Raw genomic sequence first — 12,968 nt, 5'->3', positions numbered from 1 at the left:
CAGCAGTTCAGCCGGTGGTCATCGGGTGGGGGAAATTGAAGTGCCCATCCCTGGGGGAGTTTGGGTGCCCGCCAGGGGTTGAGCTCCGCGATTCGAAAGGCCGTCCCGACGAAGCCTTTCTTGAGATCAGGTATCGCCGCATTACCGTGCTACCACCTCTCTACAAGCAGCGTCGCTATCCCGACCTACGTCTGACCGTCATTCATGCTCTGGAGACGGCCGCACCCGCCGGTCGGCCTCCGATCGAGTGGAAGTTGATCACTGATCTGCCAGTAAAATCTCGTGCTGACGCTATCGAAAAGCTCGACTGGTACGCGATGCGTTGGAAAATAGAGACCTTCCATAAGATTCTGAAGTCGGGATGCAAGGCTGAAGAATCGAAGCTGCGTACCGCCGATCGCTTAGCCAATCTTATCTCGGTGTTCTGTATCCTGAGTTGGCGCATCTTCTGGCTGACGATGCTCAACCGATGCGCTGCCCATGCGCCCGCCCAGTTGGCGGTCACACAAAGAGAAGTCGAACTCCTCGATCGGGTCGTTAAAGACACGCCTCGCATGGCACAGGCTCCGCCGCTGCTGCGCAGCCTCATCAAGCTTGCGCAACTCGGCGGCTACCTTGCACGTGCCAGCGACCCGCCGCCAGGCAATACCGTCGTGTGGCGCGGCATGCGACGCCTGATTGACATTCAGCTGGGCTATGAACTTGCACAGGACGACTGTGGGTAATTGCAAGGTCGTCGGGAGGGTTACTTTCCAGAATGACTCGGGCGGTGCGCAGGGAGATTGAGTGACGTCTCTGCGGGCTCGAGCCGTCCTCCGTCTGGAACCAGAACCTGCACACGTCCTCCTGGTGTCCGGGCGGAGGAGCGTGAAAGGAAACAATCGTGACTTTCATGGCGTCGAACTTTTTAATATTGCCTGCCATCTAGCCAATAGCAACGGCTAAGCCAACCCCGGCGCGCATCGCGCTGGCGGCGCTCTCAAGAAGCCAGCGCTACGGCCGTAAAAGCGGAATCTTCCGAAGAATCGTCAAGGGCGACGGCGGCAACCGGCCGCATTTGCACGCTCACCAAATGCAAACAACGCTGATCCACATGCCAACCACGCCCCGGCACCAAGTTATGGCGGCGGTCGTGGCCTTGCTCGCAATGAGTGGCGCCGTCTTTGTCTGGCCATATGCGAAAAGTCCTGGGCCGGTTATTGCCCCGTTCCTGCCAGTGTTCGCGACATGGGTGACGCTGACCGAAGGCCTGACGGCATTGCTGTTGTGGACTCAGTTCGCCGTCTCGGGCAGGCTGCTTTTCGCTGCACTTAGCGGTGCATATGCGTTCACGAGCGTGATTGCCGCCATCCAGTTGCTCGTCTTTCCGGGCGTCTTTTCCCCTACCGGCCTGCTTGGCGCGGGGCCTCAGACGGCGGTGTGGATTTGGGTGTTCTGGCATGGCGGCTTTCCGGCGCTGATAACCGCTTCCCTTTTTACGCGAGCCGTTCCCTCCACTGCGAGCCGTCTCGCCCGGGGCAGAGCCGTCGCATTTGCCTGTGTCGCGCTAGCGCTGAGCCTCTGCGCGCTCGCCACCGCCGGGCAGGCGCACCTCCCGCCCTTTGTCGCAACCTCCGGTTCGTACGCGCAGTTGTCCAGCAGTTCGGCCGGGATCGTAGTGGAGGCGATTTGCCTCGCAGCGCTCGGATTGCATGTATCGACGACTCGACTGCGCTCGTTGATGGACTTGTGGCTCGCCGTCGCGCTCCTCGGCACGCTTATCGATGTGGCGCTCACGTTGTCCGCCGGGGCGCGTTACAGCGTGGGCTGGTACGCGGCGCGCGCAGCGTCGATGATTTCGTCGAGTGCGGTCCTCGGGATGTTGATCTACGAGACCACCGGCCTATACCGGCGACTGTCCGAGACGCATAAAAGACTGGTGGAGACGTCGGCGCGCGACGGCCTGACGGGGGTTTTCAACCGCGCCTACTTTGACGATCGTTTCCCGCGCGATTTTTCGTTCGCATCCGACAGCGATCAGCCGCTTTGCGTCTTACTCATCGACGTCGATCATTTCAAGCGATACAACGACACGTTCGGGCATCTTGCCGGCGACGACTGCTTGCGCCGGGTCGCGAGCACACTCTCGACCACATTGCGGCGGCAAAGCGACTACGTGGCGCGCTACGGCGGTGAAGAGTTCGTCGTGGTGCTCCCGGCCTGCGAGGCACCGGCAGGACTACGTGTCGCGCAGTCGCTAAGGTCCGCGATCGAAACGCTCGGCATCCGCTCAGCATCCTCAAACGGTGCCCCGGTGACAGTATCGATCGGTCTTGCCTGCTCGCTCCCCACCTCGCCGGATTCGGCGCCGGCGCTGCTCAACCTCGCAGACGCTGCGCTGTACCGGGCGAAGGAACGCGGCCGCAACCGGGTCGTCGATGCGGCAGAAGTTTATGAGCCACGGACGGGAGCGTCGCAAGCGAGAAGCGACCCAGCATCGTTTCGGTCAATAAGCTCTTAAGCGGCGCCCTGCAAGTGGTACGCGGATCCTGACCGGCCAATCCAAAATCGGCGGCTCCCGGTGATCAACGTCGGCCATCCCATAAGCAAGCGCGTATTGGGTCGCCGATAACGCGCAGGGAAATTGACCCAGCATACCGCTCGCTCGCCTTTCTCCACCGGGCGCTCGAACAATCAGCATCGCTGTATAGAAATCGCCATCATCGACGGCGATCGGCGAAAGCGTAAAACCCTTGTAGAGAACCTCGCGTTCCGCTTCCATACCGCCTCCCGGTACCCACCTTGTTTCTCAAATATTAACCGGATTCAAAGGTAATTTATACTGGCCGACAGGGATTAAGCAATTTGTACAGTCTCGCGACTCGCGTCCCGTTAGCGAGTCGCGTGCTCCATCGCCGCTCAAAAGTTCTGGGCCTTTAACCTTTCGTTGCGCCCCTCAGATCCGATTACGGCGCATGGAAGACGATGAACGCGATGCACACGCCATCCGGGTCGCCCAGCTACATGTGGCATGCTGGTCGTCTGTGCACTGCGAACTCCGAGTCGACAATGGGAAAAGCTAGCCGCAGTAAATCTTCGGCTCTCGACGACCGCACGCGCGAAGGCCTTGCTCTGGCCGGAGAGATGGTGCGACACCCTCAGGTGCTGCCTACGTTCGCATCGATCGCCCGATTTTCGGATATGTCGAAGAAAGCGGGCGAATTATCGATGTTCGGTCAGGTTGCGGACGCCATAGGGGAGGATGAGCTCGCCCAAGCCCTAAGAGAGGCCCCGCTCGGCGCCGCACGAGTGGCCAAACAATTGAAGGCCGCGGCGCCGCAAGCTTGGGCAGAGGGCATGCAGCAAGCATTCCGAAACCGGAAATTCGTGGACTTCATCGATCAGATGATCCGCATTGCCCATACGAAGTTTTGGTCAAGCGATCCGTATCTGGCGCTTCAGTTCAACAAGAATCGGCCCGCGCATCCTGACGATCCCATCGTTCTTGCAATTACACGTGCGCATTGCAAGCTGACAGGCGATCTGCGACAACCCGGGTGGATAGCGCTGGCCCTCTTCTGTCTTGGACGAGTCATCGCCGTTACCTCGAGCAAAAGCTATGAAAGCGACGAGTGGACGGACGTTACCCTGATGTGGTTTGACCTCGAAAGGTCCTTTCTGGAAGGCGATGGTCGCGACACCGCCAAGGCCGTCCTCGAGCTTAAAAAGGAGCTATTGCCCGACCTCCCAGAGATAATCGGCTCGAGGATGATGCACGGGCTGGCAGAAGCCGCAATCAACGCAGGTGAAACAAGCTTGTTTCAATGAATGCCTCCTCCACGCTTTTAGGGCGTTTCGCCGTCGCGTCGGTGCGAGCACGAAGCACGTGAGGCGTTCCTTCCCGCCCGGCACGGTGCCTGCTTCTTACAGGGGATGCGGAGCCCCGGGGGCAGCTATGAATCAGATTTTCGTTGAAAAGACGCGCGACGGCGAAATCGCTCGTGCGCTGAATCTCGCGCTCCACACGTTTAGCGTGTTTTCCGGCATAGAGGCCACGATGGAGGGCGAGTCTCTTCGTTTAGATTTCGCTCGCGAAAGCGCGGCGATGATGCACGCGCTGCGGCTGCTTGGCGTGCAGCCAGGCGAAATACTACCCTCGCCCAACTTCGACGATTTCGACCTCGCAAAAAAAAACGTCCCAGGGTTTTAGCCTGGGACGTGTTCAAAAGCTTGGTTGCGGGTACGCCGCTTCTGTAAAGAGACTCAACTGCGTGGTGTCATAACCCAACAACGCTTGATGCTCGTCGTCACCGACGGCGTTCTCGACCAAATGCGCGTCGAGTTCTGCCGTCGTCAGGTTCAGACGCTGAGCGAGTCGCGCGAAGTACTGCCCGCGTTTGGCCATCTCCTGATACCGCTGGGCCATGCCGGTCGGCAGCTTCACGATGCCCTCGTTCAGCCAGAAATGCGCTGAATCAATTGCGTCGCGATGCTGCGCGTCCAGCATGAAGGCGGTGTCGTAGGTGCATGTGACGAACAGGCACGCCGCTTCCGCATCCACCTCGAACTGCGAGGCTTCCTCGAAGTAGACGGTCTGCTCCCCGCCAGTCGTCCTCGCATATCGCCCGGGCCGACCCGGATGCCGGTACGGATTCCACTGCTCTGCATCGAACGAGCGCAGCCCGACTGACGGTGCGTCTCGGTCGTACTGCCCGACGTGATACCAGCCGTGCAAGACGATGTCGGTCTTCGGCAAGCCGTCAATCTTCGGAACCGGATACCGACGCCCAAGCACATTCACGTCGTGCCAAACCGCCAGTGCAGGAAACGCATGCGGCGCGTAATGATGCATCGAGAGAAAGAAGTCGATCGCCACCAACTGCTGTGGCGTGACGAACTCAAACTGCGGCTCACACAGCAGCCGGTTTTCTTCCGTATCGGGAATTAAGCCAGTCGCCAGTGCCCCGGAGTGCGCTTCCGCGCGGTCGCGCTCAGCCGCGTCAATACTGCAGAGCATTTTCAGTAGACCAACACGCGTGAGGTAGCTGTACGTGTCTGCCTGGATGCGCGTGTAGCCCGCATCGCTCAGCGAACGACCCACCAACTCCCGGCGCGACATGTCCCACTGGATCGCGAGCAGGTAGTTGCGGAAGTCGTTCAGCGGTCGAAGATGCCCATACTGCTCATCCTCGATCATGGCCTCAAGCGACTTGTCGCGATCGCCGCTGACACAACATATGGCGCAGCCAAAACGGCTTCCACAGGAAGCCCTCGCGCCCGAGTCGCCCACCACGACACCACACGTTCCACCGTTCCCTGCGCGATAAATCTCGGACAGGCGGTGTATCGTGCTTGGCATCAACGGCGATGGAAACGGCAGGCTTTGAGCATCCGCCAGCAGCGCGAGCATCGTCCAAACATCATCTGAGGTCCATTCGCTTAACGGGCTCAGTGTGAGCGCCCCGGTTCTGCTTCTGACCGCCACTTCGGCGCTATCTCGCCGTTCGGCCATTGCCACTGCGCGCGAGGTACTTTCATCCCTGCGCAGACCGAGCACCGTTATGACTTCGCGGGCACCGTCTTCTGCCGCCCGGCGTTCAAGCAGTGTTCGAAGCCGACCTCCCGGCCGTACCTTCCACTCGTCCGCGCACGCCCTGGTCCGTCTACCGTCACGCACGCCGTTCTCAGGTGTGCGTACCAACGTGCCACGTCCAATCGTCGACACTACGAACTGGCTTGCCAACGAAGGCGTCGTCACATGAACCTGTACGGGCAACACCGACGCTTCGACATACAGCTGCAGCTCGTCCAACACTGAGTGCAAGAAGTTTGCAATTGTCGGATTCTCGATCGTAGTGTCAGCCGACTGAACATGGTGGGTGATCGTCGTGCCGCCGGCACGGCGAATCGCCTCAACCATCAACACCAGCGCACACGTGCTGTCCTTGCCGCCCGAATAGGCGCAGCTGAGGCTATGCCCAAGTTCAACGTAGCGCTGCATGACGCCGATCGCAGCTTCCATCTTCGAGAGAATTTCCTGTTCCATCTTTTTCGCTCCAAAAATAGGAGCGACCCTTTCGGGATGCGCTCCCGAAAGGGTTAATGGTCTAAATCAAAAGGTCAGCCGTCGCTCTTTGCGCCTCTTCGAGGCCATCGTGCGCAGCCGCAAACATGTCGCCCTGCCGCGTCGCGCGGTCCAGGCGCGGCAGCGTCTTCGCATACCGGCTCACACTGGTACCGTCGAAACTGTCCGCACCGGCGGCCGCGCAGATGCGAATGCGCCGCGCCGAGTTCACGCGACCGACGTGCAAGTAGCAGTGACGCCGTCGCGCGAGGGACCCCCACACGTGCGCCGTCTGCTCTTTCCACTCCGTTGAACCGCCGATGAAGATGCCGACAGCAGGCGACAGAAGCGAGGCGAGGTCTTCGACCTGCATACCGTTCTGAACGGCGATCAGCATCCGGCACGGCATACCGCGAAGTCGTTCTAGCCACTTCAGCGAGTAGTCGAGCGAGGCCATCCCTCCGATGACGATGTCCGGAAGGACAAGCCAATCGGCCCGCTCGCCCAGCCGTTCGACGGCGACCGAAAACGCGTGCTCATCGAAGGGCTGACCTTGCTGGTACGCGGTCCAAGCGCCGTTATCCAACGCGTAGCGATCGAAGCCCTCGGTACGCAACTCGCCCTTGGCCGAGACCAACAAGCGCCAGTCGGCGCCCTTGAGTACGGCCAGGTTGCGGCGTGTGCCTGTGCGACTGGCGTAACCCACGAGCGGCTGCCGATGCATGGCGATCCGCTCCTCAATTTCCGGGTCATCATCAGCAGATCCGTCGACCCCGTAATAGTCGGCGTACGACATGAACGCTTGCGCGTAGCCGGTCTTCCGGCCACTGGCGTATTGCTCTAGCCACGGCGGCGTCATTGGCGCACCCCGGTTTGGGGTTGCACTCTGCCACCGATGATCAGGAAGACTTTCGTTTCCACGTTCCGGACCCACGGGCGAACTTCACCCGCTTGCGTCGCGGTGCCGGCGATATAGCCAATCGCCGCTTCGAGGTTGGGAAACTGCTGAGGGCATGCCCCCAGCTTGGCCGCTTCAAACATAGAACACTCCACACAAAGAATGCGGAGCGACCCCAGCGGGTCGCTTGCCCGCAAGGGTTGAGAAAAGAAATTGAACGGCTTTTTTTGCCGCTTACTCGATCAAATTGACGCTTCGCCACCAGCGACCGCCCGAAGGCAGGTCTCTGACGAAAGCGAAGTTCTCCGCTTCATCGCGCGTGAGCTCGATCACCCCGCCCTTCAATATCGCCGTCTGGAGATAGACGACATTCGCGAGGGCGAGCGCGCCGTACTGTTCGGCGATGCCGGACAGTGTTTCGACGGCATCCAGCAGTTCCGCGTGGAACTGCTTCGCGTCAGCGGCGAGGCGAAGCGAGACGTCCGCGTCGCTGATCGCGCCCAACACCGCATCGCACTGAACTTGCGGGTCGTCGGGCCCGTACTGCTCGGGCTTGATCCAGTTTCGAATCACCATGTCATTGAGTACATCGTCGACGAAGTCGGTGCAGGAATAGGCCATGAAAGGCTCCAGTCAAGAAGTGAAAGAGAATGAGCCGGTGTCAGATGCGACGCCGACGGCCGTTATCGAACGCGGACGCGCGACGCAGGTCCGGCGGCCGCGGCGGTTGAGATTGCGCGGTGGCCGGTGCGGCTTGCTGCGTTGGCGGCTGGTGACGCACCGCGTTCGAATGAGACGGACTGCCGGCTGCCGCGAGCAGCAGCATCAAAAGGTTTGCCATAGTGGAAGCGCCGAAGGGGCGCAAGAAAATGAAAGAGAAACGAGAAGCGCCCCTTGTGGGGGCGACTCCCCACAAGGGTTAATAGAAGATCAGGCGGCAAGCGCCTGTACGTCGATGACTGCGTCGGCCTCCGCCACAAGGTCGGGCGTCTGTGAGATGAAGAACTCCCGTTGATACCCGCCCTGGCGCAGCACTTCGCGTTTCATGCGCATGAACTGCACTTTGCGCTCGGGATCGAGCGGGCCGTCTGACTCGTCGCTGAACAAGGTCTGATACGGCTGACCGGTGTTCTGCGCGAGATAGAGCGCGATGCCCCGCGTGAGGCACTCGTTGATCCAGACCTTCTGACCGCCGGACATGACGGAGACCGACTTGCTGCTGTCGGACTCGGCGTCGTGAACCAGAATCTCGAAGCCCTCACGCAGTTCACCGCTTGCGAGCGTGCGCTGCGTGCGGATCTCCACCGTGAAGCGCATGCCGTAGCACGCGAGCAATAGCTCGTTCACGGTGTGCGTCAGCGCTGGACCGGCGTCATCGATGGTCAACGCGATCACGCCGTCGTTGCCCAAGCCCTTAGCCAGCAGCTTCCAATGAGCAATTTCGTCGGAGAGGCGATCGGCACGAGACTGCGTGGCCGAGAACTTCTCCAACTCCAGCGCCAGGGCCTCCGCTTCGGCCTGCAACACACTCTGCGCGCGGATCGATTGCTCGATTCGTCCATCCAGTGCAGCGACGGTCTCCCGGTTCGCTGCGATGTCGCGGTCAAGCTTCGCAATCGCTGCCGTAGCGTCGACCGAAGCGAGTCGCCCGACCTCCTCGGTAATGCGCGCAAGCTCCGCTTCCATACGCGTCTTCTCAGACTGGTACTTGGCGGAACGTGCGGCACTTTCCTCGGCGATCGAACGCAACTCAGCTTGCGCCGCTTCAAGTCCCGATACGGCTGCATCCAGCAATGGCTTAGTGGCGGCAAGCTCTGCCGCCGCCTGCAAGGCACGGCGCAACTGCGAGGCCGCATCGGTGATGGCGAGCATCTCGACACGCTTCGCCGCCAACTCAGCCGGCACGAGCGCCAAGGCTTCGGCCTGCGCTTTCTTCTCGCGATACTCCGCGCGAAGATTCGCCACCGAAACACGCTGCACCTCCGCTTGCTCTTTCGCTTGAAAGGCTTGCGCGAGCAGCGAACATTGCGCATGCATCGAATGACCGACGCACGGCACTTGCTCCGCCACCGCAGCCTGCTTGTTCAACGTGTCGAAGTGCGCCGCTTTCGTCGTGCCTTGGCTCATCAAACTGGTAAGCGTCGCATCGAGCGTGGTCAACGTCGCGCGTTTGACCTCCAAGTCGGCAATGTCGCGCTGCAAAGGAGCAAACCTCGCTTCCTCGCGCGCAATCGCCAACTCGGCTTCCTCGCGCTTCGCCGCCGCACCGACGATCGCCTCACGGCGAGCCAGCGTTGCTTGGTGGGTGGCCACCGTCCGACTCAGCACGGAAATGCGCTGCTGGCAACGAACGGCTGCTGCCCGCTCGTCGTCTGCCGCGCTTTTCAGGGCACGCCCCAACTCGTCGCGGCGCACGCCCAGCTCTCGCAGGCGCGCCTCTGTCGTGGCCGATTCGCTTTGCTTGGCCGCGAGTGTCGCCCGCTCTTGAGTCAGCTTGCTCGCATGCTCAAGCGCTGCATCGCGTTGCTCCCGAGCGACACGCAGGGTGTTGCCCTGCGCGACGATCGACTGCGCAGCGTCTGCTTTGCGTTGCCGCTTCCCGGCGAGCGTACCAAGCTCAGACTGGATGCCTTCAAGCGACTTGCCGAGCACCTTCGCGACATCAGCGGCTTTCGCCGACAATGCCTTTAGGTGGTCGATGCCAAGGAGTTCAGCCAGCAGCGTCTTGATCTCACCCGCACCATAGGACGCGAGCGGCCGCCGGTTCTGAGCCGAGAACACGCTCGTGAAAAACGTTTCCAACGAACCGTTGATCGCCTCGACACAGCGGTTATACGACTCTGCCTTGCCGTCCGACACGGTCCCGTCGGGCAAAGACACCGGGCGCCACGTACCGTCGACGCCGCGATAGGCAAGGTAGTACTCCGCCTTGCCTGTCTTGCCGGGCTTGCGAAACGTGAAGGACGAGCGATAGCGAATGCCGTCGTGCTCCCATTCGAGCTCCTTCAACGCACTAGTGCCACAGATGTGCTCCCAGTAGGAGAAAGCGTCGACCGACAGCTTCGACGCTCGCGACGGCATGATCGGATACGGGTGCAAGTTGTCCATTATCGTTGTCTTGCCGGCCCCGTTAGGGCCGGTCAAGGCGATCAGGCCATCTGGCAACGTCTCCAAATCCAGAGTCACGCTGTCGCGTTTCATGCCATCGCGCACGCCAACAAAGCCTTCCAGCGTCAGTTTCAGAGGCCGCATGACAAGTCCTCCGATACGCTCATCGAAGCAGACATCGCTGCCATCTGCGAGTAGAACGCGTCGTCGTCCTCGTTGGGAAACGGCTCGTTCAGGTCAGCAGACGCATTGGCACCGTGCGGTGCCTGAAGCGTCCCATCGAGCGCCGCCGCCACCTGATCGCAGACCCTGCTGAACTCGCGACGCGCGTTCGTCAGAAGCTCCGACCAGCCGCTATACCCGGTGAGGCTACGGATCTCGGCAGTAGACCACTGGCTTGCATAGCCTTCCTGGTAGGACCAGAGAAGGTGCTGCATTTCAACGGTCGGCGTGACGGCGATTTCAAAGGCGCCGGGCGTCGTAGCGATCAGCAACAGTGTCTGACCGGACTGCGCCAGTACCGCGCCGCGGTGCTGACCGAACGGCTGATGCTGAATCGCAGCGGTAAATCCGGCCAAATCGCCCAACGACTTTTGAAGATCACGCGATGAGCATTCGCCCAAAGCAAAGGTGCGAACCCAGTTGGGGCCAGCGGGATAAAGACCAAACATGATGCACTCCGTTATGGTGGGCGGAATGCGGCCCCGGTAGGGATCGCTCCCCCCAGGGTGAAAGAAAAGATGAACTGCTAGAGAAAGGTCCTGCCACTACTAGTCGATGCGTCAACGACGCGGTGAAACCTCTGTTTCGATAGCGACGATCAAAATCGGCTATCGGAACACGGCTCGCGTGTCCAAGCGAAGGAGCCATACTGGCCTCCTCTGCATGCGCGGCTACCTCATTCTCTAATTACGCCGCGAACAAATCATCGTTGAGCCACGAAAGCTGACTTGCCGAAGCCGACTCGACGATTTCCACCGTCGCATCGGGCATGGGCAGTGCGTCGTCGCCAACATCGCTATCCGGAGCTACGTGGGCCGTTACCGACGCAGGCTCGGACATGCTCGACAATGCGTCAGCGTCGCTCAGTCGCGCCAGCACGGCAGCGGCGATCGACTCCGCGTCCCCGGTTTCCAACAACTGCAGCCGGTCAAGCAAGGGCGCCGGATCAACATCAGCGTGCTCGCACCAACGCTCGAGCTTTCGGTCAATCGACGTTTCGAGGCTGATGCCGTGGGCGCGTGACCGGACGACGGGAAGAATACGAGCTTCGACCTTCAGCTCGGCCGCGTTGCCGAATAGCGCCGCGATCGCGTCGCGGTCCACTGACTGTTTGTGCTCTTCGTCGACCTGCCAACGAATTCGCACGAACTTGTCGGACGCATCGAGCGCGATTGCCGTCAGGCGTTGCATGTCGGGCGGTCCGTCAAAGTCGACGCAGATCGTCTGCCGAGACGGCGTCACGACCAGATCAGCTTGTGCGCTTCCCACCTCGACATTCCACATGAGAAAGCCCTTGTCGCCTTCCTCACCGTAGTGGAATCGCCCGATCGAACCGGGATACGCCACAACGCGCCCCGCTCGCTCCCACTGCTGTGCTTTATGGATGTGCCCAAGCATGAACGCATCGCATTCGGCCTCGAACAGACTGCCAAGCGAAAACTCATGATCGAACCCTGCCATCGTCACGCCGTGCTCGGTCGTACAACCGTTGACCGTGCCGTGTGAAACCCCGACAGTCCGGATGCCTGCGGCACGAAGCTGCTGGTTGACGCGCCCGGCTGCGGCCAGATAGTCACCCAGCACTGCTTCAAGACCCGTCCCGGCTTCCTTGGCACCAACAGCGACCGCCAGCGCCCCCTTGTTGACCGTGGGCAGACAGGTGAACACGACATCGGCGCCGATCGCGAGCACCTCGCGTAGCTCCTCGTCGGAGTACACCGGGCCGCTCGATGGATAGAACCGCCCTTCATGCAGGCTTACCTGCTGCACGCGCTCCGCCACATAAATCTGATGCGTCGTTGCCATCAGTTCGAAATTGCGTAGCGTGCCGGGCGGCTCATGGGAGAACGTGCCCTGCAGCATCAGGACCGGCATGCTGCCGCTCAGACCGTTGATGCGGCGTGCAAGGCGGTTCAGCGACGGCGCGTGTGCGTCGAGACGATGGTCCGTCGCATCACCCGAGATGACTGCCACGTCGGCATGCGCCAGTACTGCATGGTCGATGCCGAAACCGAAGCATCGGTCCGACTCTTCGATGTTGCCCGGCGCGTAGTGCAGGTCAGAAAAATGTGCGATTTTCAAATCGCCTCCTATAAATGAGAAAGGCCACCCGAAGGTAGCCAGTATTTGCCGATGCACCCCTAGGGCGCGCTAAGAGAGGGATTACGTTGACAGCGTGTCGCGGACTTTCATCAGCGCCTTGCCCAGAAGGTTCTGACCGCGCCACTTCGATTTGTCCGTGATGTCTGGATGATGCTCACCCAGACCCACGCCCCATATCGTGTCGTAAGGACTTGCTTCGACAAGCTCAGTCGGCGCCGTCGCAAGCAACAGCGTTCGCAGACCCGGATGCTGCGCGAACTTCTCGCGGCATCCGACGTACACGATCGACTCGCGCTTCGCCTTCCACGTATCGAGGTCGAAGCCCCTGACCTTACGGCCAAGCGCTTTTTGCTCTTTCGGCAGGTGGGCGGCCAACACAGCTTGAGCGATGTCCTCGTCGCCAAACAGCTTGGCTTTGGAGAACATCATGAACTGCTCAACACTGACGAAAGCGACGTCGTGATACGAAAAGCGGCACGGATGCCAGTTGCTAAAAGCGTCCTCCGCGCCGAAGAACAGCGTGAAGTTGCCGACTCTACGCATCAGAAGCTCCTTCGCGTGAACAGGTAGATGGGCCGCCGAAGCGGACGAATT

The 12,968-nt window shown here is 60.7% G+C and carries 14 protein-coding genes; 4 read left to right on the top strand and 10 right to left on the bottom strand.

The features are described from left to right. The coding region (locus tag AWB74_RS37935; protein WP_235024832.1) for an IS4 family transposase at positions 1–725 on the top strand (725 nt) is incomplete at its 5' end. A 347-nt stretch (positions 726–1,072) separates the two neighbouring features. Further along, complete coding sequence (locus tag AWB74_RS37930; protein WP_235024831.1) at positions 1,073–2,500, top strand: sensor domain-containing diguanylate cyclase; 1,428 nt, start codon at positions 1,073–1,075, stop codon at positions 2,498–2,500. Here the strand turns inward: AWB74_RS37930 and AWB74_RS45960 are convergent. Beyond that, positions 2,486–2,761, bottom strand: a complete 276-nt coding sequence (locus AWB74_RS45960; protein ID WP_143749407.1) for a hypothetical protein — start codon at positions 2,759–2,761, stop codon at positions 2,486–2,488. The genes AWB74_RS37930 and AWB74_RS45960 overlap by 15 nt on opposite strands. A gap of 287 nt (positions 2,762–3,048) precedes the next feature. Here AWB74_RS45960 and AWB74_RS37925 point away from each other — a divergent pair, with 287 nt between their 5' ends. Together AWB74_RS37925 and AWB74_RS37920 are read left to right on the top strand one after the other, a co-directional pair. Next, positions 3,049–3,807 carry a hypothetical protein gene (locus tag AWB74_RS37925; RefSeq protein WP_143749406.1) on the top strand — a complete coding sequence of 253 codons (759 nt, stop codon included), beginning with the start codon at positions 3,049–3,051 and terminating at the stop codon, positions 3,805–3,807. Between the two features lie 127 nt (positions 3,808–3,934). Continuing rightward, entirely contained in the window at positions 3,935–4,189 is a 255-nt protein-coding gene (locus AWB74_RS37920; protein WP_061151721.1) for a hypothetical protein, read from the top strand. Between the two features lie 12 nt (positions 4,190–4,201). Here the strand turns inward: AWB74_RS37920 and AWB74_RS37915 are convergent, their stop codons facing one another. From AWB74_RS37915 to AWB74_RS37875, 9 genes are all read right to left on the bottom strand, one after another. Next, positions 4,202–6,025, bottom strand: a complete 1,824-nt coding sequence (locus tag AWB74_RS37915) for a phosphoadenosine phosphosulfate reductase domain-containing protein (RefSeq protein ID WP_061151720.1) — start codon at positions 6,023–6,025, stop codon at positions 4,202–4,204. Positions 6,026–6,086: 61 nt separating this feature from the next. Then, positions 6,087–6,902 (bottom strand): hypothetical protein, encoded by an 816-nt coding sequence (locus tag AWB74_RS37910; protein ID WP_061151719.1) that lies wholly within the window; start codon positions 6,900–6,902, stop codon positions 6,087–6,089. Beyond that, positions 6,899–7,084: a hypothetical protein gene (locus tag AWB74_RS37905; RefSeq protein WP_061151718.1), complete on the bottom strand. Its 186-nt coding sequence runs from the start codon at positions 7,082–7,084 to the stop codon at positions 6,899–6,901. Before AWB74_RS37905 ends, AWB74_RS37910 begins: the two co-directional genes overlap by 4 nt. Positions 7,085–7,175: 91 nt before the next feature. Beyond that, positions 7,176–7,562 carry a hypothetical protein gene (locus AWB74_RS37900; RefSeq protein ID WP_061151717.1) on the bottom strand — a complete coding sequence of 129 codons (387 nt, stop codon included), beginning with the start codon at positions 7,560–7,562 and terminating at the stop codon, positions 7,176–7,178. A 40-nt stretch (positions 7,563–7,602) separates the two neighbouring features. Beyond that, on the bottom strand, positions 7,603–7,782 hold the full coding sequence (locus AWB74_RS37895) for a hypothetical protein (protein WP_061151716.1): 180 nt from the start codon (positions 7,780–7,782) through the stop codon (positions 7,603–7,605). Between the two features lie 89 nt (positions 7,783–7,871). After that, on the bottom strand, positions 7,872–10,193 hold the full coding sequence (locus AWB74_RS37890; RefSeq protein ID WP_061151715.1) for a nuclease SbcCD subunit C: 2,322 nt from the start codon (positions 10,191–10,193) through the stop codon (positions 7,872–7,874). Then, entirely contained in the window at positions 10,181–10,720 is a 540-nt protein-coding gene (locus AWB74_RS37885) for a hypothetical protein (RefSeq protein WP_061151714.1), read from the bottom strand. Before AWB74_RS37885 ends, AWB74_RS37890 begins: the two co-directional genes overlap by 13 nt. Before the next feature lie 238 nt (positions 10,721–10,958). Continuing rightward, a complete protein-coding gene (locus AWB74_RS37880; RefSeq protein WP_061151713.1) occupies positions 10,959–12,353 on the bottom strand; it encodes a metallophosphoesterase family protein in 1,395 nt (464 codons plus the stop codon). A gap of 81 nt (positions 12,354–12,434) precedes the next feature. Continuing rightward, on the bottom strand, positions 12,435–12,917 hold the full coding sequence (locus tag AWB74_RS37875; RefSeq protein WP_061151712.1) for an NADAR family protein: 483 nt from the start codon (positions 12,915–12,917) through the stop codon (positions 12,435–12,437). Positions 12,918–12,968: the final 51 nt, after the last annotated feature.

It is taken from the genome of Caballeronia arvi (assembly GCF_001544695.2).
GTDB classification, from domain to species: Bacteria; Pseudomonadota; Gammaproteobacteria; order Burkholderiales; family Burkholderiaceae; genus Caballeronia; species Caballeronia arvi.
Note: the sequence above shows the minus strand (reverse complement) of the source record. Positions and strands in the feature narration are given on the sequence as shown.

Bases quoted from the DNA above. Each gene is read 5' to 3' on its own strand.
- AWB74_RS37885 (WP_061151714.1), bottom strand. From the start codon at position 10,720: ATGTTTGGTCTTTATCCCGCTGGCCCCAACTGGGTTCGCACCTTTGCT.
- AWB74_RS37930 (WP_235024831.1), top strand. From the start codon at position 1,073: ATGCAAACAACGCTGATCCACATGCCAACCACGCCCCGGCACCAAGTT.
- AWB74_RS37915 (WP_061151720.1), bottom strand. From the start codon at position 6,025: ATGGAACAGGAAATTCTCTCGAAGATGGAAGCTGCGATCGGCGTCATG.
- AWB74_RS37890 (WP_061151715.1), bottom strand. From the start codon at position 10,193: ATGCGGCCTCTGAAACTGACGCTGGAAGGCTTTGTTGGCGTGCGCGAT.
- AWB74_RS37895 (WP_061151716.1), bottom strand. From the start codon at position 7,782: ATGGCAAACCTTTTGATGCTGCTGCTCGCGGCAGCCGGCAGTCCGTCT.
- AWB74_RS37905 (WP_061151718.1), bottom strand. From the start codon at position 7,084: ATGTTTGAAGCGGCCAAGCTGGGGGCATGCCCTCAGCAGTTTCCCAAC.
- AWB74_RS37920 (WP_061151721.1), top strand. From the start codon at position 3,935: ATGAATCAGATTTTCGTTGAAAAGACGCGCGACGGCGAAATCGCTCGT.
- AWB74_RS45960 (WP_143749407.1), bottom strand. From the start codon at position 2,761: ATGGAAGCGGAACGCGAGGTTCTCTACAAGGGTTTTACGCTTTCGCCG.
- AWB74_RS37900 (WP_061151717.1), bottom strand. From the start codon at position 7,562: ATGGCCTATTCCTGCACCGACTTCGTCGACGATGTACTCAATGACATG.
- AWB74_RS37875 (WP_061151712.1), bottom strand. From the start codon at position 12,917: ATGCGTAGAGTCGGCAACTTCACGCTGTTCTTCGGCGCGGAGGACGCT.
- AWB74_RS37910 (WP_061151719.1), bottom strand. From the start codon at position 6,902: ATGACGCCGCCGTGGCTAGAGCAATACGCCAGTGGCCGGAAGACCGGC.
- AWB74_RS37925 (WP_143749406.1), top strand. From the start codon at position 3,049: ATGGGAAAAGCTAGCCGCAGTAAATCTTCGGCTCTCGACGACCGCACG.